The sequence below is a fragment of the Paenibacillus sp. N3.4 genome (genome assembly GCF_008017805.1).
Taxonomy (GTDB): domain Bacteria; phylum Bacillota; class Bacilli; order Paenibacillales; family NBRC-103111; genus Paenibacillus_E.
Map to the genome: position 1 here is coordinate 24,895 of NZ_VRTT01000064.1, position 18,563 is coordinate 43,457.

18 protein-coding genes and 1 pseudogene are annotated in these 18,563 nt (G+C 43.6%); 8 read left to right on the forward strand and 11 right to left on the reverse strand.

The features are described from left to right. The 3 genes from FU659_RS25835 to FU659_RS25845 all read left to right on the forward strand — a co-directional run bounded on the left by FU659_RS25835 (window position 1) and on the right by FU659_RS25845 (window position 3,095). Window positions 1-1,485, forward strand: coding sequence for a glutamate synthase subunit beta (locus FU659_RS25835; RefSeq protein WP_147950203.1), 1,485 nt, complete (start codon window positions 1-3; stop codon window positions 1,483-1,485). Window positions 1,486-1,817: 332 nt separating this feature from the next. Further along, window positions 1,818-2,495: a helix-turn-helix transcriptional regulator gene (locus FU659_RS25840; protein ID WP_187274402.1), complete on the forward strand. Its 678-nt coding sequence runs from the start codon at window positions 1,818-1,820 to the stop codon at window positions 2,493-2,495. 135 nt (window positions 2,496-2,630) lie between these two features. Continuing rightward, window positions 2,631-3,095 carry a hypothetical protein gene (locus tag FU659_RS25845; protein WP_147950205.1) on the forward strand — a complete coding sequence of 155 codons (465 nt, stop codon included), beginning with the start codon at window positions 2,631-2,633 and terminating at the stop codon, window positions 3,093-3,095. A gap of 53 nt (window positions 3,096-3,148) precedes the next feature. On the opposite strand, the gene FU659_RS25850 is transcribed toward FU659_RS25845, so the two are convergent. Further along, on the reverse strand, window positions 3,149-4,336 hold the full coding sequence (locus FU659_RS25850) for an O-antigen ligase family protein (protein ID WP_222708643.1): 1,188 nt from the start codon (window positions 4,334-4,336) through the stop codon (window positions 3,149-3,151). 839 nt (window positions 4,337-5,175) lie between these two features. On the opposite strand from FU659_RS25850, the gene FU659_RS25855 reads away from it, so the two are divergent. Together FU659_RS25855 and FU659_RS25860 are read left to right on the forward strand one after the other, a co-directional pair. Continuing rightward, on the forward strand, window positions 5,176-6,357 hold the full coding sequence (locus FU659_RS25855; protein ID WP_222708644.1) for a hypothetical protein: 1,182 nt from the start codon (window positions 5,176-5,178) through the stop codon (window positions 6,355-6,357). 100 nt (window positions 6,358-6,457) lie between these two features. After that, the gene (locus tag FU659_RS25860; RefSeq protein WP_147950208.1) at window positions 6,458-7,975 is read left to right on the forward strand and encodes an S-layer homology domain-containing protein; all 1,518 of its coding nucleotides are present in this window, start codon (window positions 6,458-6,460) and stop codon (window positions 7,973-7,975) included. A 116-nt stretch (window positions 7,976-8,091) separates the two neighbouring features. Here FU659_RS25860 and FU659_RS37655 read toward each other — a convergent pair whose 3' ends face one another. The 3 genes from FU659_RS37655 to FU659_RS25870 form a co-directional block, all read right to left on the reverse strand. Beyond that, entirely contained in the window at window positions 8,092-8,376 is a 285-nt protein-coding gene (locus FU659_RS37655) for a response regulator transcription factor (protein ID WP_261808051.1), read from the reverse strand. Window positions 8,377-8,396: 20 nt separating this feature from the next. After that, window positions 8,397-8,780, reverse strand: a complete 384-nt coding sequence (locus tag FU659_RS37660; RefSeq protein WP_261808052.1) for a response regulator — start codon at window positions 8,778-8,780, stop codon at window positions 8,397-8,399. A 76-nt stretch (window positions 8,781-8,856) separates the two neighbouring features. Beyond that, on the reverse strand, window positions 8,857-10,059 hold the full coding sequence (locus tag FU659_RS25870) for a sensor histidine kinase (RefSeq protein ID WP_147950209.1): 1,203 nt from the start codon (window positions 10,057-10,059) through the stop codon (window positions 8,857-8,859). A gap of 207 nt (window positions 10,060-10,266) precedes the next feature. Here FU659_RS25870 and FU659_RS25875 point away from each other — a divergent pair, with 207 nt between their 5' ends. Beyond that, window positions 10,267-11,202 carry an ABC transporter ATP-binding protein gene (locus FU659_RS25875; RefSeq protein WP_147950210.1) on the forward strand — a complete coding sequence of 312 codons (936 nt, stop codon included), beginning with the start codon at window positions 10,267-10,269 and terminating at the stop codon, window positions 11,200-11,202. Continuing rightward, window positions 11,186-12,130 (forward strand): ABC transporter permease, encoded by a 945-nt coding sequence (locus tag FU659_RS25880; RefSeq protein WP_261808053.1) that lies wholly within the window; start codon window positions 11,186-11,188, stop codon window positions 12,128-12,130. The genes FU659_RS25875 and FU659_RS25880 overlap by 17 nt, the downstream gene beginning before the upstream one ends. Before the next feature lie 118 nt (window positions 12,131-12,248). On the opposite strand, the gene FU659_RS25885 is transcribed toward FU659_RS25880, so the two are convergent. The 3 genes from FU659_RS25885 to FU659_RS25895 form a co-directional block, all read right to left on the reverse strand. Continuing rightward, complete coding sequence (locus tag FU659_RS25885) at window positions 12,249-12,983, reverse strand: HAD family hydrolase (RefSeq protein WP_147950212.1); 735 nt, start codon at window positions 12,981-12,983, stop codon at window positions 12,249-12,251. Window positions 12,984-13,081: 98 nt separating this feature from the next. Beyond that, complete coding sequence (locus FU659_RS25890) at window positions 13,082-13,531, reverse strand: bactofilin family protein (RefSeq protein ID WP_147950213.1); 450 nt, start codon at window positions 13,529-13,531, stop codon at window positions 13,082-13,084. A 2-nt stretch (window positions 13,532-13,533) separates the two neighbouring features. Beyond that, complete coding sequence (locus FU659_RS25895) at window positions 13,534-14,553, reverse strand: peptidoglycan DD-metalloendopeptidase family protein (RefSeq protein ID WP_147950214.1); 1,020 nt, start codon at window positions 14,551-14,553, stop codon at window positions 13,534-13,536. Between the two features lie 195 nt (window positions 14,554-14,748). Between FU659_RS25895 and FU659_RS25900 the strand changes: the two genes are divergently transcribed. Beyond that, window positions 14,749-15,843 carry a ParM/StbA family protein gene (locus tag FU659_RS25900; protein ID WP_147950215.1) on the forward strand — a complete coding sequence of 365 codons (1,095 nt, stop codon included), beginning with the start codon at window positions 14,749-14,751 and terminating at the stop codon, window positions 15,841-15,843. A 148-nt stretch (window positions 15,844-15,991) separates the two neighbouring features. Here the strand turns inward: FU659_RS25900 and FU659_RS25905 are convergent, their stop codons facing one another. From FU659_RS25905 to FU659_RS39375, 4 genes and pseudogenes are all read right to left on the reverse strand, one after another. Then, complete coding sequence (locus FU659_RS25905) at window positions 15,992-17,335, reverse strand: GerAB/ArcD/ProY family transporter (RefSeq protein ID WP_222708645.1); 1,344 nt, start codon at window positions 17,333-17,335, stop codon at window positions 15,992-15,994. A 39-nt stretch (window positions 17,336-17,374) separates the two neighbouring features. Next, window positions 17,375-17,605, reverse strand: coding sequence for a hypothetical protein (locus FU659_RS25910; RefSeq protein ID WP_147950217.1), 231 nt, complete (start codon window positions 17,603-17,605; stop codon window positions 17,375-17,377). Window positions 17,606-17,607: 2 nt separating this feature from the next. After that, window positions 17,608-18,258 (reverse strand): Ger(x)C family spore germination C-terminal domain-containing protein, encoded by a 651-nt coding sequence (locus FU659_RS25915; protein ID WP_483874514.1) that lies wholly within the window; start codon window positions 18,256-18,258, stop codon window positions 17,608-17,610. Between the two features lie 39 nt (window positions 18,259-18,297). Continuing rightward, a pseudogene (locus FU659_RS39375) lies at window positions 18,298-18,542 on the reverse strand (Ger(x)C family spore germination protein); the annotation flags it as partial. Window positions 18,543-18,563 lie beyond the last annotated feature (21 nt).

The window sequence follows — 18,563 nt, forward strand, 5'->3', positions numbered from 1 at the left end:
ATGGGTAAACCAACTGGTTTTATAGAATATAGTCGAGAAGTTGCTTCCGAAGCGCCTCCTTTGGTCCGAATCGGACACTGGAAAGAGTTTGCAACGCCGCTTACCGAAGATAAGCTGCAGACACAAGGTTCAAGATGCATGGATTGCGGTATCCCATTCTGTCACACAGGAGCATTAATCAGTGGCATGGCCGCTGGCTGCCCAGTTAACAATCTCATACCGGAATGGAATGATCTTGTTTATCGCGGTCAATGGCGAGAGGCGCTGGATCGATTGCATAAGACGAACAACTTCCCGGAGTTCACAGGACGTGTATGCCCGGCTCCATGTGAAGGATCTTGTACGGTAGGTTTGAAGGATACGCCGGTTACGATCAAGAGCATCGAGAAAGCCATTATTGATAAAGGTTTCTCAGAGGGTTGGATATTACCGGAGCCTCCGGAGGTTCGCACAGGCAAAAAGGTGGCTGTTGTAGGCTCCGGTCCATCCGGACTCGCGGCAGCAGCTCAACTGAACAAGGCTGGACACTGGGTAACTGTATTCGAGCGTGCGGATCGTGTTGGGGGCCTGCTCATGTACGGTATCCCGAATATGAAGCTGGATAAAAAATACGTGCAGCGCCGTGTGGATCTGCTCGAAGCCGAGGGAATCACGTTCGTAACGGGTGCCCACGTTGGTGTGAACTACCCGGTCGAGAAGCTTCAAGAGGAGTTCGATGCCATCGTTTTGTGCGGCGGAGCTACGAAAGGCCGCGACCTTCCCATCGAAGGTCGTGAACTTGGCGGGGTTCATCTGGCAATGGAATTCCTGAGTAAGAACACGAAGAGCTTGCTGGATTCCGAACATGCAGATGGACAGTATATTTCTGCAGAAGGCAAGGATGTTATCGTCATTGGCGGTGGAGACACCGGTACGGATTGTGTCGGCACTTCTTTGCGTCATAAATGCAAGAGCGTGACGCAGTTCGAGATTATGCCCAAGTCGCCAGAGACGCGGCCAGCTAATAACCCTTGGCCGGAATGGCCCAAAGTCCTCAAAGTGGACTATGGTCAACAGGAAGCGGCTGCTGTTCAGGGAGAGGACCCACGCCAGTATTTAATCAACACGAAGAAATTCGTGGGTGATGAGAACGGGAATCTCAAAGAACTGCACACGGTGCTGATTGAGTGGCAAAAGAATGAAAGAGGACAGTTTGTACCGGTTGAAGTAGCGGGAAGCGAGAAGGTATACCCCGCTCAGCTGGTTCTGATTGCAATGGGCTTCACAGGTCCGGAGAACACCGTGCTGGATCAGCTCGGCGTAGCGAAAGATGAACGTTCCAACGCTAAAGCAGCGTATGGCAAGTTTGCCACCAGTGTGGAAGGCATTTTCGCGGCAGGCGATATGCGGCGCGGACAAAGCCTTGTCGTGTGGGCCATTAACGAGGGGCGTGCTGCAGCTCGCGAAGTGGATTGTTTCTTAATGGGATCATCGAATTTACCATAAGGGTTTATCCATAGAGACTGCTTATAAGTCAATTTATGACTTGTAGGCAGTCTTTTTATACGATCTTTATAAATGTCCGACATTTATCGACAATTTTACGGCCATTTTATTTGTATAATAAAATGTAAACTTGTTTTATCCGCAATCGTTAACATTTCAATGTGGTAGGAGAGAGAGGGCGTTGTAGTTTGAGCATCTTTTCATCGAGTGGCATACCCACAAGTACTTGGATCAATTATTATCATGTATCAAATGAAGAAAGAATGCACTGGAATCAACTTATCAAGGACTCTGGTGTTCCTATAGCTATGAGGATTCTACCTTTTGACCCTATGAAAGAGGTTGTAGACGGTTCCAACCGTTTATGCGCGATCGTGACTGAGGAGATTAAAGCCGTATCAAAGAAAATACCAGTCGATCATTTTTTTGTTTTGACAGATAGACAAGGTGTCGTTGTTCACTTAGAAGCGAGTGAACCTTTACGTGAGGCGCTGGAAACTTTCCAAGTCACTGCGGGGAGTTCATTCGCGCTTGAGTACGCGGGTATCAATGGCATTTCGTTAGCTATGCAGCTAAGATCTACAGCAGTCGTTGAGGGAAGCGACCACAGTTTGCAATTATTTCGAGATTGGGCATGTCTTTGCCATCCTATTGTGATTGATGATGAAATTGTTGGTTATTTGGACTTATCCATGAAGCAGGGGCTGGAGCTCAGTTTTGCAGTCATGCTGCTGGAACAGTCGGTTCAAAATGTGGTTCATGAAATGAAACAGTGGGACTTAGCTTTAAGGAAAGAAAAATTTGATGAGGTATTCGATACTTATCAATTTACATCGCTGGAAAAAGAGGTTGGTTTTGCGTGGCTTCATCATCAAAGCGCTTTGCAGATCGCCAATCACTTAAATATCGACGAGGAAGCCGTGCTCAGCGCGCTGCAAAAGGTATATGAAAAAACCGGGTCTTACGATAAGGGCCAGTATGTAAGAAAATTACTGGTTTGCTCCTCTTAATACAGACTAAGTTAGTCAGTTGGTTTGCCTCGTTGGAATGAACGACGGCATTGCCATTTTCGAATCTTCCTGTACAATAAGATGAAGAACAGTTTAATTATTGACTGCAGGATGTACGGATTCGGGGGAGAGCACATGAAGAAAGAGGACATCATTACGCCAGCTGAACTTCATGCGTTGCTAACCGATAACGGTGAAGAACTTCAGGAGATGGAACCGGACGAGTCCATAGGGGAACAGCATCTGATTCTATTGCAAAAGGCAATCGTGCTCTTATCCAGTCAGGTTGAAACACTCCAAGCTCAGCTTTACGAGCATTTTGAAGCCCAAAACAAGCAGCAGGAGCTGCTTCTTCGGCAATTTAAATATCAGATTGAACATAACATTGAGCAGCAATTAATCAAAGGGATGGAACAACAGAAGCTGTTGGAAACTGAATCGCCAATGGAGAAGCAGGCCGATGAAGCGAATAGCGAGGAAACACCCGCAGTGCTTTCCTGCTCCACAGAGACCGAGGAACCAATGACATATTCCAGAGTGAAAAGCTATGGACGCATTCGGCAAAGAAAGAAGTCCTTTATTGAAAAGCTGTTTGAATAGCACCCTGCATGCAAAAAGCCTCTAAACCGCTTCCGCTTCGGTTGAGGTCTTTTTTATTTTATCGAATGCCAGTTAGTATACTGTTCTTCGATATCTATCCGAAAAGGAAACTGCTGCTTTAGTTGAACTAAATGATCGATAGCGCTTGACTGATTACCTAGCGCGTATTCAATTTGGCATTGCAGAAGAAGTGTATGGGGATCTTTTGTGTTCATGGAAATGGCTTTTTTCACTTCTATCTGTGCTCGTTCAAGTTCGCTATATGATGTGCTTTTCTCAAGAAAACTTTGCAGTAATAGTTTTGCTATCTGTTCATGCTGCTCAGCGGGTGCAAAGGAATACTCAGCGCTTTTTTTGAGTAAAAGCAAAGCTTCATCTTGACTCTTTTGAATAGGAATGGCCTGATTGGATTTTATTAGGAAAGATTCTGATACGCCTAAACGAATGCTGAAGAATGCCAGCAAAAGAAGTCCTACAGATATCCCGATTCGATATGTGCGTTTACCCGTGTCATTCACTTCTTTGTTGCTGTTATTCACCCCAAAAGAGGAACCCCATTTCCCCAATAAAACCCAAATCCCAAATAAGAGCGGATAACTGAAAGTAAAGTCCACCGTACTATGCAATAAGAGACAACAATAGGCAGAAAGGCATCCAACGGTCCAAATCTTTGATGTGCCTGTATGCGTTCTATAACTTACAATCCCATTCCATACAAACAGCAGAACGATGCAACAATATAGAGCAAGTCCTGTAATTCCGGTATCTATCCAGGTTTCCAACCAGTGATTATGCAAATATCGAACGGAGTAAGCAGCTGTTTGATAGTGGTATTGCAGAATGTTCCAAGCTCCGCCTCCATAGCCGAAAAAAGGAGAATCGAGAATTATAAGCCAAGCATCGTGATAATAGCCTAGGCGAGCTTTCCATTCAGGTGCTTGTAAGGTTATATGAGTCAAACGTTGAAAAAGTCCTGATTGATGAGACACCAGTGCCCATGTGATTACCGAAAATCCTATGAAACAGAGAGCCATGCCCCATCTTCTATTTTTGAACAAGAGGCTTGGGATGAATAGGATCGCAATGGGTGCTAGAAGAAGTGTACATAAAAATAACCATTTTGATAGTGAAAAAGTGATAGAGATCATCATGCCTGAAAGGATGGCAATATGAATTTGGGGGAGAGATGTCCTGTTTTCTTTACCGATTGCAATCATTTGGAGTGGAATTAGGATCAGCATAATAATAACAACAGTTCGGGATCCGCTTAGTAGGATTCCTGAGGCGAGTATACATATACACCAAAGGTTAATCTTGCTGGGTCTAGTGAGGTATTGGGTTATGGCTAGTAGAAGTGCTGTCAGAAGTAAAATTCCCCACGCATTCGCATATTGCAAAGTTCCTTCAAATCGTCCCTCACGAAATTGATTGAAAAGCACACCCATGAAAACCCATGCTGAACATGAATGAATAAAAACCCTTATGAGGAAATGGGTATGTTTGATTGTAAGTTGATCAGTGAGTAGCCATAAAGGAATAATAAGGGCAATCCGAAAGGCTATGTTGAAAGAATCTTGTTTATTAACAGCATGGAAACTCATGATGAAATATAAACAAATTAGAGCAAGAAGTACATAAAATGCAGGCTGTGAAGGTACTTTCCCCCAGAAAATAGCCAGGGATCCAGCAGCGTAAAGTATACTTCCTATTAATAAATACTCGGGCTTGAAGAGCAAACCGTGTTGCAAAAAAGCAAGAATAAAAAATAAAGTTAATACAGCAAGCGAAGAAAGCGATATCCAATTTTCCGGTTGCTTTTGTTGTAATGGATAGGGTTTCTTAGTCATGCTTGTCGTCCTCACTCCGGTTTCAAAAAGATTAGTTGAAAATTAATGCTGTGTTCCTACTTTTCATTATAATACAAAGCTCCTGCGTATTGTCGGAATTTGTAAAATCCCGTATCATAAAAAGGATTATATTAGTAGGTGTACCAATTTGAGGAGGAGTTTTTCTGCGTTTACCCCAAGGTTTAGTAAATCGGCTTACGAGCCGAGCCTCAGCAGCAATCGCCATATTGTTGTTGTTGAGTTTATGTACACCGCTTCTAGCTTCAGCAGCAAGTCTATTTAATTTTCAGTTCAATTCTGTTACAGGAGAAGTGTATGGGTATATCTATTCAGATAAAAAGAATCTATCTGTTAGCGTAAACGATGAAACTTACGGAACAAAGTCGATTGCTAGCAATTTGTCTTCCTCCGACATGTATAACTCTTATTATTACACATTGAACAGTGGGGCTAACAATAATTTAATAGGACTAAAGCCTGTTACCATGACTGTTTACGAAGATAATACGCCCGTATACTCCACGATCAACCAGGTTACTGGTAATGTGTATAGTTACGAGAATGAGTATAAATTGAATAAACCAACAGGTCTAACCGGCGCATTTCTAAATGGAAAGTGGCGTGTTTCATGGGATATAGCGTCTCAACCTTTACAGTTTGGCTATAATTTATACGTCAACGATGGATCGTTCTATGGAGTTTATTATGATGTACTCAAGTATTTCGATTTACCTTATGTGATTGGTGGTCCTACGATTGATGTGAAGATGAAAGCTTTTGATGTTATGGGGAAAGAGTCGGATGCAAGCGATGTTCTTCATCTAAGCCCTTCCTCAGATTTCGATGGTTATAAATATCATGGTATTTTCCAATTGCATGGAATCCCGCAAAAGGGGACGAAGTTTGTCGTGAAAGATGCAAGTGGTAACGTTGCGCATGAACTGACTTACAATGGCAATAGAATTGAAGGAAACACGTCTGTTGGGCATTATCAAATAACAAATGATCTATCAGGCGATGGTTATTTTGCTAGCTATGCATTAGCTTACTCGTTCGATCTTCCATCGGACAAATATACAATAACTGTGACAACCGTTGATAACAAAAGCTTTAATCCAAAGACGTATCCCAACGGCGGAAGGGCAGCAATTGATGTTAATAATCGCAAGTACTATGATCTTACTCAAAATGGTGAATATCCGGTAGGTTCTTTTGCTTCTACCCCACAGTTTATTTTTAATAATAAAGAGGTAGGGCATTGGATGCAGCCAAATGAAGAGATTGCGCGGTTCACGCCTTCAAGAGGTCAGGGTAAATTTCTTTCTGTTTCCTTCCCGTTCGATCCATATGGAGTTGGAGAACTTCATGCAGGGAACGCTACAACGATAAATATGGGGATTTTAAAAGCAGATTGATTTTCAATTAATAAAATTATCCGATCAAAGCATAGTTCCTATAAATCGTGTATTTCGAGGAAATGCCTCATCTCGGAATCTTAGTGAGCTTGAGTTCAGTTTGGCAGCTGAATTAGAGCCAAATCAACAATATGTGCTTAAAATGTCATCGACAAGCAGTTCAAATAAAATCCAGTTACCTCAATGGTCTGGAAGTAAGTTCCGAGCAACGATTACTTCTTATATGCAAGAAGATTACAATAATCATGATCTTCAAGTCGATTCCTACGATGCTTACAGAACAATAAGTATTCTATCTCCGGTCGTTCCCCCAGTTGTTATTCCAATGGGTGGAGGCGGTGGTGGATTTGATAATTCTCCCAAGGATGCAGATAATGGCGTCTTTCTTCCTAAAAATTCTTTAAGGATTAGTAAGCAAGCGAGCACCAATGCTACATCAGTCTGGCTTGCGCAGATCGATGCAGATCAGTTGAAAAAGGGATTGGAAATGCTTAAAATTAAAAAACAAGCTCAGAATATGTTCTCTTTTGAACTTAACAGTGTGGACGATGGAGCAAAAGTCGAAATTCCGGCTTCCGCATTGAAAGACGCTATTGCATCTAAATCAAATGCTGTTTTTTCTATCCAATCCGACGTAGGTACTTACAATGTTCCTATCCTAATTTTTAAAGATGTTGCGAGCAAATTGAATGCAGACCTGAAAGATGTGAAGATAACGATTTCCATAAACAAAGCATCGGATAAATCATACGAAATGCTAAAGAAAGCGAACCCGTCGATCAAGACGCTGCTGGATCATCCAATCGAATTCACGATTATTGCAGAGACGTTATCCGGTTCGAAGTTAGAATTGAACGATTTCTCAGGGACTTACGTTGAAAGAAAGATAATTGCACCGAATACGTTGAATGCTAACAAAACAACAGCAGTTTCCTACGATACAGTCACAGGTAAAATGATGTTCATTCCTGCAGTTATGACTCAGGTCAATGGTAAATCAGAAGTTACTATTAAATCATCCCATAATAGCATGTATACATTAGTGGAATTAAGTAAATCTTTCGATGATACTAATGAACATTGGGCCAAAAATGATATCGATTTGCTTGCATCTAAGTTTATTGTACAAGGAATTAATGAGTCGTCCTTCACGCCGGATGAACATGTGACTCGTGCACAGTTTGCTTCCATGCTTGTATCCGCACTAGGATTAATCCCGGATGCTAAGGGAACGCAGTTCAGTGATGTGAAAAATGAGGATTGGTTTGCCGGATCTGTAGGCACGGCTGCGAAAGTAGGGTTAGTTGAGGGCACAGCGAATGGGCAATTCGAGTCCGGACAAGATATTACCCGAGAACAAATGGCGATCATGATTTCACGCGCAATCAACTTAGCGGGTAAAGAAGTTAAATCCGAGGCAGCACAAGACAAGTTATCTCGTTTTACGGATAGTGGGGAAATCAGCGACTGGGCGAAAGAGGCAGTGGCTCAGACGCTTCGAGCTAACATTGTGAATGGACTTACCGAGCAATCCTTCGCTCCAAAAGAACTTGCAACAAGAGGACAAGCAACGGTGATGTTAAAAAGATTTTTGCAATATGTTCAATTTATCAACTGATAAAATGTGATTCAAGACTATGGCGTAGTCAAAGCCATAGTCTTTTTATTGCATAAAAAAGCCGCTCCATCGTATGGATGAGCGACTTTATCAAAGCATGGCAATCGAAAGACTTGCTACAGCAATCCTTCCTCATATGCCTTCTTGGAGGCTTGAATACGATCGCGGACATCCATTTTGGAATAGATGCTGGAAATATAGTTTTTCACGGTGCCCTCAGACAAGAAGAGCTTTTCAGCGATTTCTTTGTTGTTAAGTCCATCGGCTATAGCGTGCAGCACCTGCACCTCGCGATCACTAAGTCCGTAAGCGTCTACACGCGCAGGCTCTTCACGTGTAGATTTTTCAACGATTTCACGGTTCGACGATTCCTGTACACCACGGGCTTGCTGAACAAGCATTTTCGCAATGTCTTGAGGTATTAGTGTTCCGCCTTGATGTACCCATTTAATACCCGCTGCCAGTCCTTCGGATGGATAGCTTTGAGTAAATAGCCCTCTGCTCCAGCACCCAAGGCATCGACAACGTAGCTGATTTCCTGAAAGGTGGTCAGGATAATAACCCGAATATGCGGCCATGCCTCTTTAATTTGACGGGTCGCTTCAACTCCATCCATGATGGGCATATGAATGTCCATGAGGACGATGTCTGGCTGCAGTTCTTCGCACTGCTTCAAAGCGACGCGGCCGTTCTCGGCAAGACCAACGACTTGAATGTTCGGGTCCATATCGAGTACGATATGCAAGCTCTCTCTTATTAAATCCTGATCATCGACCAGGAGCAGCTTGAGCGGTGTTGGGTTCATGCATAGATCCTCCTAAGGGATACGTTAGTTATCCACATTGTATCATTTTCCATCTACTACGGGAAATTGTTCGTAGCTAGAATGATGGTAAACGCCTGGCAGGAATGGAGCAGGACACGATAGTTCCTTGGCCTGCGGCTGAGCTTACTTGCAAAACGCCCTGCAAGGCATCAATGCGTTCCTGCATCGCATTGATGCCGAAACCGACTTTTAACTGCTCAGCCCCGACGCCGTCATCCTCGATGCGTATGCTAACTTGATCATCGCCGTATGTGAGGACCACTTCCACAGAGGAGGCACGACCATGTCGTTTGGCATTGGTTAGTGATTCCTGCAAGCAGCGGATCAGGGAAAGTTTGGTTTGCTTAGGAATATCGAACTCTTCTCCAACGGTTGTAAATCGAATCTGAGTACCTGTATGCAGTGCAAATTCATTGGCTAGTCGGGTCAACTGCTGTGAGAGCAGCATATCCCCTTCCTGGGGAACCATTTGATGAATACTGCGGCGAACTTCTTCCAGACCATTGCGGGTAACATTCCTCAGGACATCCAGTTTTTCCTTCGCTTTTTCGGGAGAGGCTTCAATTAAGTAGGATATCGCATCCATGCCCATGATGACGGAAGTAAAAGTATGACCCACGGTGTCGTGCAATTCTCGGGCCATTCGATTGCGTTCTTCAACCAGTGTGAGCTGTTCGATTTGGTTGGCATATTGCTCTAAAGCATTATTTTGCTCGTGGATTAACATATATTGTCGTTGATTCTCGGCAAGCAGCTTCTCGGTTTTCTCATTCGAATTTACGACTCGTTGCAGGCTAAGTCCAATGGCGAAGAAAAGCACGGCATTCAAAATAAAACCAAATAATTCACCAACCCCCATTCCGCTGTGCAGGATGAAATAATAGGCTACAGGCATAGCTACCATGAAGATGGGGGCGGTCCACCAAGCATTTTTTCGATCCGTGAGGAATCCAATGACCATTAATGGGCAATTAATAGTAAGGTAAGCATCCTGCTGCATCCACGATAGATAGATTTGTAGAGGAATTCCCGTTAGCAAGACAGCTATAGGATAGCAAACTGTTTGAATGTAATTAGGTCTCCAGAAAAGAAATGGTACACTGTAGGAGAGGAGAATAGCCATAATTGTTAAGAAAGTGGAACGGTGTTCATATTCATGCATGTGCACAAGGGCATAAAGCAGGCTAAGCAGCACAGAACCGGTCAAAACGATAAAAAGCGACCATTCCACGCCGTGCCAAGGTCTTCTTTGAACCATAAAAGATCTCCTTTACTACTCAATCTTGTAAGATCATTGTACATAATATGGAGAGAAATCTACAGTGAGTACGGTCATAATTGCGAAGATCATAGTCATGTGACTGTTTGATGAGGGGCGATTGTGGTTATCCATAGATGTGGATACCGTCCATGAAATTCAGTAAGTGAAGAAAAAGATAAGATTAAAGCGAAGGAGAGTATGACTATGGCAGCAGATTCTCAGGTCCCGATTATACAAATCAAGCAGCTTACGAAACGAATCGGTTCCAAAACAATTATCGATAAATTAAGCTTTGATGTGCCGAGTGGTGAGGTATTCGGCTTCCTAGGTCCTAATGGGGCAGGTAAAACGACGACAATCCGGATGATGGTTGGATTGATGAGCATGACCGAAGGGGACGTTCACATTGGCGGTTATTCCATCCGATCGGATTTTGAAAAGGCGATTCGGCATGTTGGAGCTATTGTAGAAAATCCTGAAATGTACAAGTTCCTGAGCGGATATCTGAATTTGGTGCATTACGCACGAATGATCCCCGGTATTAAGGAAGATCGCATTCAAGAGGTCATTGCTCTTGTAGGGATGGAGAACAGAATTCACGATAAGGTGAAAACCTATTCGCTCGGTATGCGTCAAAGACTAGGGATTGCTCAAGCACTTCTGCATAAGCCTTCTGTGCTGATTCTGGACGAGCCTACGAATGGTCTGGATCCAGCAGGGATTCGCGAGCTCCGTGATCATTTACGCAAGCTGACCAAAGAAGATGGGATATCTGTCATTATATCCAGTCATTTGCTTGCGGAGATGGAATTAATGTGCGACCGTGTCGCTATTATTCAAAATGGGAAGCTGGTTGACGTTAGATTAATCAAAGAATTCGTGCAAGCAGGGGAAAAGCAGTTGGTTGCTTTTGAGGTGACATCGACCCAGCAAGCAGCAGCGTTAATAGCAGCGGATGCACCCGGATTGGAAGTGGAGGTTAATCAGGACGAACTCGTCATGAGCTTGGATAAACAAGAAATCGCCGCGTGGAACAAGCGATTCGTAGAGGCGGGTATTGCGGTTTATGGCATTCGGGCTAGGCCCAAGACGTTGGAAGATCAATTTCTGGAAATGACGGGGAGTGATTCGATTGCTTAATTTAATTCAAAATGAAAATATGAAAATATATCGTCGACTGCGTACTTGGATCATGGGTTTATTGCTGATTGTTGTTGTCGTTGTTACTGCCATATTCTCTCATTCAGGCTATGAGGCGAATCAGGACTGGAAAAAGGCAGCAGCAAATAACATCGAACAAACGAAGAAAGAACTGAATAATCCGGATTTGCCGGACATTTTCAAACAAAGACTGAAGGACGATATTACGCTACAGCAATATGCGCTCGATCATAATGTTCCACCTTTACAAAATACGCTTTGGGCCGGCGCTCAGAAAGCAAGCGGTCTGATTATGCTGATTACGCTGTTTACGGTTATTATTGCGGGAGATATGGTTGCGGGAGAGTTTACTTGGGGGACGATTAAGCTGCTGCTTATTCGGCCGGCCAGTCGAGCGAAGATTCTCTTTGCTAAGTATGCGGCAACGATGCTATTCGCGGCTGTTCTTGTTATTGTTCTGTTGATCAGTACACTTCTGGCGAATGGAATTTTGTACGGATTTGATAGCTTTAGTCTTCCGCACCTTACAATAAATCCGGACGGAAGTGTTCATGAAGGAAATATGCTGCTTTACGTGCTTTCTACTTATGGGTTAAAGCTGATTGAGCTTGTGATGATCGTTACTCTCGCTTTTATGATTTCGACGGTATTTCGCAGTTCGTCGCTGGCTATTGGTTTAAGTATTTTCATCATGTTTGCCGGACAAATCATTACGCTGCTCTTAACCAGATACAGCTGGGGAAAGTATTTTTTGTTCGCGAACACCGATTTGACGCCTTATTTGGAAGGGACACCTGTAGCAGAAGGAATGACAATGGGATTCTCTATCACCGTTTTAGTCTTCTACTTTTTACTGTTTAATGTGCTTTCATGGGAGATTTTTCGCCGGCGCGATGTGGCAGCCTAATGCTTGTCAGATTTTGGTTTTACGCAAAACACGAAGAGCTACCTGCGCAAAGCAAGTAGGCTCCTATTGGTATTAAGTCTGCCGCTCCATTAGGCCATATTTGATCGGGGAAGCCGCTCTATTTCTTAATATGCGAATGAATGGTATGAGGAACTTCCTGTAAAGAAGGTAATTGGTAGAAGGCTCCTTTGGGTACGATATCGATTGTGCCTGTGTTGTATTCCCAATCTTGCATAACAGGAATGTGGATAGAATGAATGCCTGCATGCAAAGCAGGCAGTACATCCGTCTTCACCGAATTACCGATCATCCACGTGTGATTACGGTCAAACCGTTGTTCATTCATCAATGATTCCATAAATTCCTTGGTCTTATGCAAGGTAACGAAGATTCGGTCATCGAAGTAGGTGTGCAAACTCAAGTCTCGCACCTTTTTCATTTGAATAGAGGCATCTCCGCCGGTATAAAGAAACAAACGATGTCCCGCTTGCTGAAGCTCTTCCAGTGTTTCATTCATAAGCGGATACGGCTCAGCCGTGAATTCATAAACCGTGTGCCCTAATTGCATGAGCCAAGACTCTTCACTTGCAACAGTGGGACGGTTGTATCGCTCAGCAAACCATTGATAGGTTTCAACGAACGATTTCGGAAAACGATCCGGCATAAAACCATGAATATGAATACCGGCTAGATCGATTTGAAGCTGCCTCTGTCTGATGTCTTGCGCCGTAAGTCCATGTCCGGAATACCAGGTGAGCATCAGGTCGACGAATTGTTCAATCACGAAATCAAAATATTTATTACAATGCACTAGGGTGTCATCAAGATCAAAAAGGATGGTTTGTTCTTTCATTGGCCTATCTCCTGAATTCGTTAGAAATAAAAGATTATCCAACCATTATATCATGCAGAAAGGACATCGACTAGACAGCCTGATTCTCCCCCGCTCGTTCACATTGCAATTGTATTCCCTTTGAATGCGCTATTCCCTATGGATGTTTGTGCGCTGCCATTGTCCTGTTCGTTGCTCGATGAGGAAATCTCCGGTGTTTTTGTGTCCATCTTGCTGGTCCCCTGGAATAATCCGCCTTCCTCAATGATGAAGGAAGCTGCGCTGATATTGCCTTGGAGTGATCCTGTGGAAGTAATCGTCAGTTTCCCCTTAGTGACAATGTTGCCTTGTACAGTGCCAGCCAATATGACATCTCTGGCGGAAATATTGGATTTCACGCTGCCTTGCTCACCAATTATAACGTCCCCTGCACATTCGATATCGCCCGTAATGCTGCCTTCAACGCGAATGCTCGCTTCAGATTTGATACGTCCTTCGAAGATCGTGCCTTCTCCAATTAAAGTATCTGTTGTATTAGGGTTCATATTGTTTTTTTTGCTTTTAAACATGCTTATTCATCCTTTCGCATCGCTTTGAGATAAGGTTTGGGATCGGTGCTCTCTCCATTTTTGAGAACTTCATAATGCAGGTGAGCTCCTGTGCTGCGCCCAGTGGAGCCTACGAGACCAATGGTACTGCCTTTTTCTACCGTGTCCCCATTGTTGACCAGAATTTTATTTAAATGCATATACCAAGTGCGCAGGCCCTTGGAATGCTCAATGACGATGTTGTTGCCGTGGAACATGTCCTTACCGGTACTAACGACTTTACCAGCAGCTGTTGCGAAGACCGGATCATTCTCTTTGGCACCGAAGTCAATCCCCGAGTGAAAGCTTGGACGATGGGTAAAGGGGTCCGTTCGGTAGCCGAATGTCGAGGTGACGACCTTGGTGGATGTTGGCCATAAGGTAGGTGTCACACGAAGCAGCTGCTGCTTGACGGTAACTTTTTCTTTGGTCTCGGCTAGGCTGGTTTGCAGTTCTTGCACTTCGCTATGAAGCAAGGTGAAGGAGGCAAGGGTCTGCTCACCAAGCTGAATGATGGCTTCCTGCGAAACTGGATTGGGACTGCCGCCTATACCCGCAGCATTCAATGTGACAGGAGCTGTTCCATCTGTAGGTCCATCTTGGACACCAATCGAGGTGGCTACAGATGGACTTGCTTCGATTCCAGCAATTGATTTGAGATCGTTTTCGAATTTTTTCATTTCTTCAACTTGCGTTTTCATCTGCTCGGCTTGCTGGGATAGCTGGATCACTTCGTTCTGCAGCTTTTCAATGGCCTGATTCTTGGAGGATAAGGTAGCGTTCCACTGATGATTGACGCCGTTCAGTTTGGACTGAAGTTCGCTGGCCGTTTTCAAGGTATGGGCGTGCAAAGCATATGTAATCATAGAAATAAGCAGCAGCAGGGACAAACATGCTGCAGCGATATAAGCGAATATATTTGGAATACGGAATCTGACGACAGATTGATTGGCATCGGGAATGATGACCAGCGTCAGCTTTTTAGGTTTCCACTTGAGCTTCATACAGGCTTACTAGTCTCCTTGTCATGGTTGAATTTGGTAAAGTTCTTGTAGAACATTCGTCATATTTCGATAAAAACCCTCTTTATACCTACTAGTCCTAGATAAAATGAGTCAAAAGTAGGAAGGAATACTGTCGGAATTAATCGAATTCACTTAACAAATACAGGAAATAGTAGATTTGGAGTGGATGCGGTCTTGATAAAGCTTGCAGGTATAGATATAGGTAACGATAGTATCAAGTTGGTGCTGGATGGTTCTAAAGAACCGCTGATTATCCCGAATATCATTGCACCAGGTTACGAAAGGCATATTTTGCAAGAAGAAGATTCACCTTGGAAAGCACTGGATGTTATGATTTACAGCCCATCCCTGTCGCAAAGAAATCAACGTTATTTTGTCGGACAGCTTGCTTTGGAGCATGAAGATAACTTGGAATTGGAGGACACAGACAATAAAGCGATTTCTGAACAATCTCTCATTGTCGCTTTAACGGCATTAGCTTACCAAGGTCTTGCTGCCAGCCAAGGCTTTAACGGAGGACACGGTAGCGCGGATGAGGTTGAATATACGATTGGTACAGGTTTGCCTGTACGTACGTTTGCCAAATACAATCAACAATTCGAACAAAGACTTCTTGGCGAACACGAAGTAACGTTCCTCTCAACCCCACAATTTCGAAACCGCAAAATTAAAGTATCCATCCGCAAAGTGGCCGTTTCCATTGAAGGGGCAGCCGCCATCTTCCATTTGGCCACCCATGACAGCTTGTTGGTCAAGGATGAAGAGATCTACAACGGCTGCATCGGCGTTTGTGAGATTGGCGCGTTGACAACTGATTTCCCTGTAATCAAACGGATGGCTATCGATAACCATTTTAGCCATGGTGAGCAGGTTGGTATTGCCACCTATCTTGACGCAATCATTCGAGATGTCGAAGATGCTTATGGTTATGTGTTTCCTAGTCGCGCAAAGCTGGTGCAACGTGTCAAGAACCGGGAGTTTTCGATTCAACTGATAGGTGAAGGGCAAGTCGATATTCGGCCGATTGTGGACCAGCATTTCCGACGCGCAGCCCTGCGTATGATCGAAATGATCAAGAAACGCTGGCGCAAATATCCTGACATCCAGTGCTTCTATGTCATTGGCGGAGGCGCATCCGCACTGAAGCCTTATATTCAGGAAGCGGCAGGCTCGCTGAAGCTGCGATTCGCAAATGAGAGTGAGTTTCTTAATATGTATGGTTATTTGAAAGTGGCCAAAAGTCGGTTAAGTCAGACAGTTCCCGTCTAAGTTCATGAACGTACCCGCTGATTGTGGCAGGTGCGTTTTTTTCATTAGATAAGAAAGTATATGTCTATATTTTTGCTTCGCATCTACCTTAATAAAACTCGCTCGTCCCTGGAGGACGACGAAGTCGTTTATCCTTGTTTAACTTCTGTTATTTACCTGTTTGGGACTGCTTTAAAAGGCTCACCTCCATATAGGTTGTCACACCTATTAATAACAAGCTGCAGCCAAATCCCAGGCCACAAACGATTCCTATGATTGGCTTATATGTACTGAACATTAATCCAATGGTCACGCACACAGTGGAAAATGCCAGCAATAAATTGCCTGACCATAACCATTGCTTGTAGGTGAATCGACTTTTTACCTGTTTCGAGGGATTCATTGTCGGATCTGTTTCATCCTTGGATTTGACGGTTTCCGGATTTTTTTTCTGCTTCCTAACCGAAAGGATGAAGATAAGACCCATGACCAAGGGTTGATAGATAAGTACAATGATGGGCGAACTGAAATTAGAGAACGAAAGCAGCTCCGTCGTACTTTTAAACGAAAGAAAGGTCGTTATGGCAATGAATAAAGCGACTGGCTTATTAAAAATCGGGTAATTGCGCTCATTAATAATGGCACTTATTCCTAAGAGAAGCGCCATATAAATAGCAATGATTTTACATGCGACTGTTGGAAACCAGATCGTTAGCATAATGATATCCAGTCGATCAAGGAAATCGGTGATATGAATCATTTGGACCAGATTATAAGTAGGATACAAGAAGTTGCCGGGCATCTTGGGCCCTAGGACGACAATAATGAGAAAAAGGAGCAGCGTAAGCAAGAAAATACCGAGCAAGGTGCCATGACGTATGGAAGAGCGGATATGGTTAGCGTTATAAACCATATGAAGGAACGCACCTAGAATGAATACATCGCCAGCACCTCCAAGTGTGAGTAGATTGCTAGCTGCTAAATGCTGGAAGGGTATCGTCAGTGACGGTGTCATCAGTTGAATATAAAATTCGTTGGATAGGAGCAGGGGCATCATAATGATCGTAATGACAAAGAGCGGGTAAAACAAATCGTTCACACGAGCGACGACCTCCATACTGCCTTTCCCGAAATAGATAAGCAGCAAGCAAGGCAGCAGCATGAGTATTTCTAACGGTGTGTTGTGCAGTAAAAGGGTAGAACTGAATTTAGCCATGGAAGAAATGTCGCGAACAACCATTTGCCAAAAGTGAAACAGGATAAGCAGGTTAACGATCGTGCCGCCCCATACGCCCAATATTTCTTTGGAAACTTCAAAAATATGCTTTTGGGGATATACCTTTGCCAAATACCCGAAAAAGGCGGCGATGACGAAAACATAGAAGATCGATAGTAAATAGCTGTACCAGGCATCCATTTGGCTAACTCGAATCAATACATTTTGTAAGGTTAGGATGCCTCCGCTGGTGATGACGGAAGAAGCTAACCAAGCTAGCTGCCTCTGGTTAATCACTTGTTTATGATCGATGGAGAACACCACCTTATGCGAATTTTATACGCCGATTAAACGGCCTAGCCATGGAGAGACGGAATGAATAAAAAAACGAGAAGGCATGGGAATAGACCAATGCAAGTATTTGGTAATAAAAAAAGTAAGGGACAGAAATGTGAAAAGACCATAAATCATCTTTACACCATTTCCGGCTTGTTTCAATTTCATACGATCCCTGGCGAAGCTCATCACCATTATGGTTAGAAAGCTAAGCATAAAAATATTATCCATATTTACGTTCCTTTCTTTGTTACATTTTGATTAATAAGACCTGTTTCAGTAATAGAGGCATCGACAGTGATTTGAAATGCAGCTTCTTTAAAAATCTCCGGCCATTTCGCTTCCAGCCTGTCGTTCCAGGCATTCGGATGAGTCCTCCATACTAGTAAGCCTAGTTGTGCGGAATCGGTATCTTCCTTTTGCATTTGTTTGATCGCTGCTCGAACTGATTTTTTCACCTGTTCGGCCATTTTTTGCTCGACCTTATGAAGAACCTCCGATTTATTTAAATCTTGTCCGGACAAATCCTCACGAACAATTCCTCTAGCATCGAGCTTTAGTTGAAAAGTGACCTTATCGTCTTGCAGCGTCAATTGAATATTGGTCTGGCCTTTCGTGATGAGAATGGACATATCTTTACCTGATTCCATCGGGAAAGTAAGTGAATGTTCTTTGACTTGATTTTTGAGCCACATGAGTCCGTTTGCTTCTTGGTTTTTGTAAATACCAATCATTCGATCGCCTTTGAACTGCGCATAGCCGCTAAATTGAACTTCTTGAGATTTCTGTTTGGATGCTTGGCTTTCCTTAGATTCAAAATAGTTTACGATTGGATCGCTGTTAAAGCTTAGCGCTATGCCAATGTCCTTCGTGGAGGTTGTCATAGATTGGCGTGATTTCGTTAATTCCCGAATAGCTTCCGCCGGAAAACGTTCAAATTTAGGCTGAGTGTTCAGCAGGTCATACCCTTTGCCTTTGGTAATGACGAGGAAGCATGTGAGTCGACTTTCCGGTGTCCGGGGAACCACATCGAACATTCCGTTGATGCCTGCTTTGGCAAATTTTCGCCTATGACAATGGTACGGCGATGAGACAAGAAAAGTCTGCGGGACATTCGCGTCTGCAGCCTGCTCGTTGCTTCAAGCAGAGTGCTCAACCTCGGAGTCAATATAATACGCTTTTCCTCCCC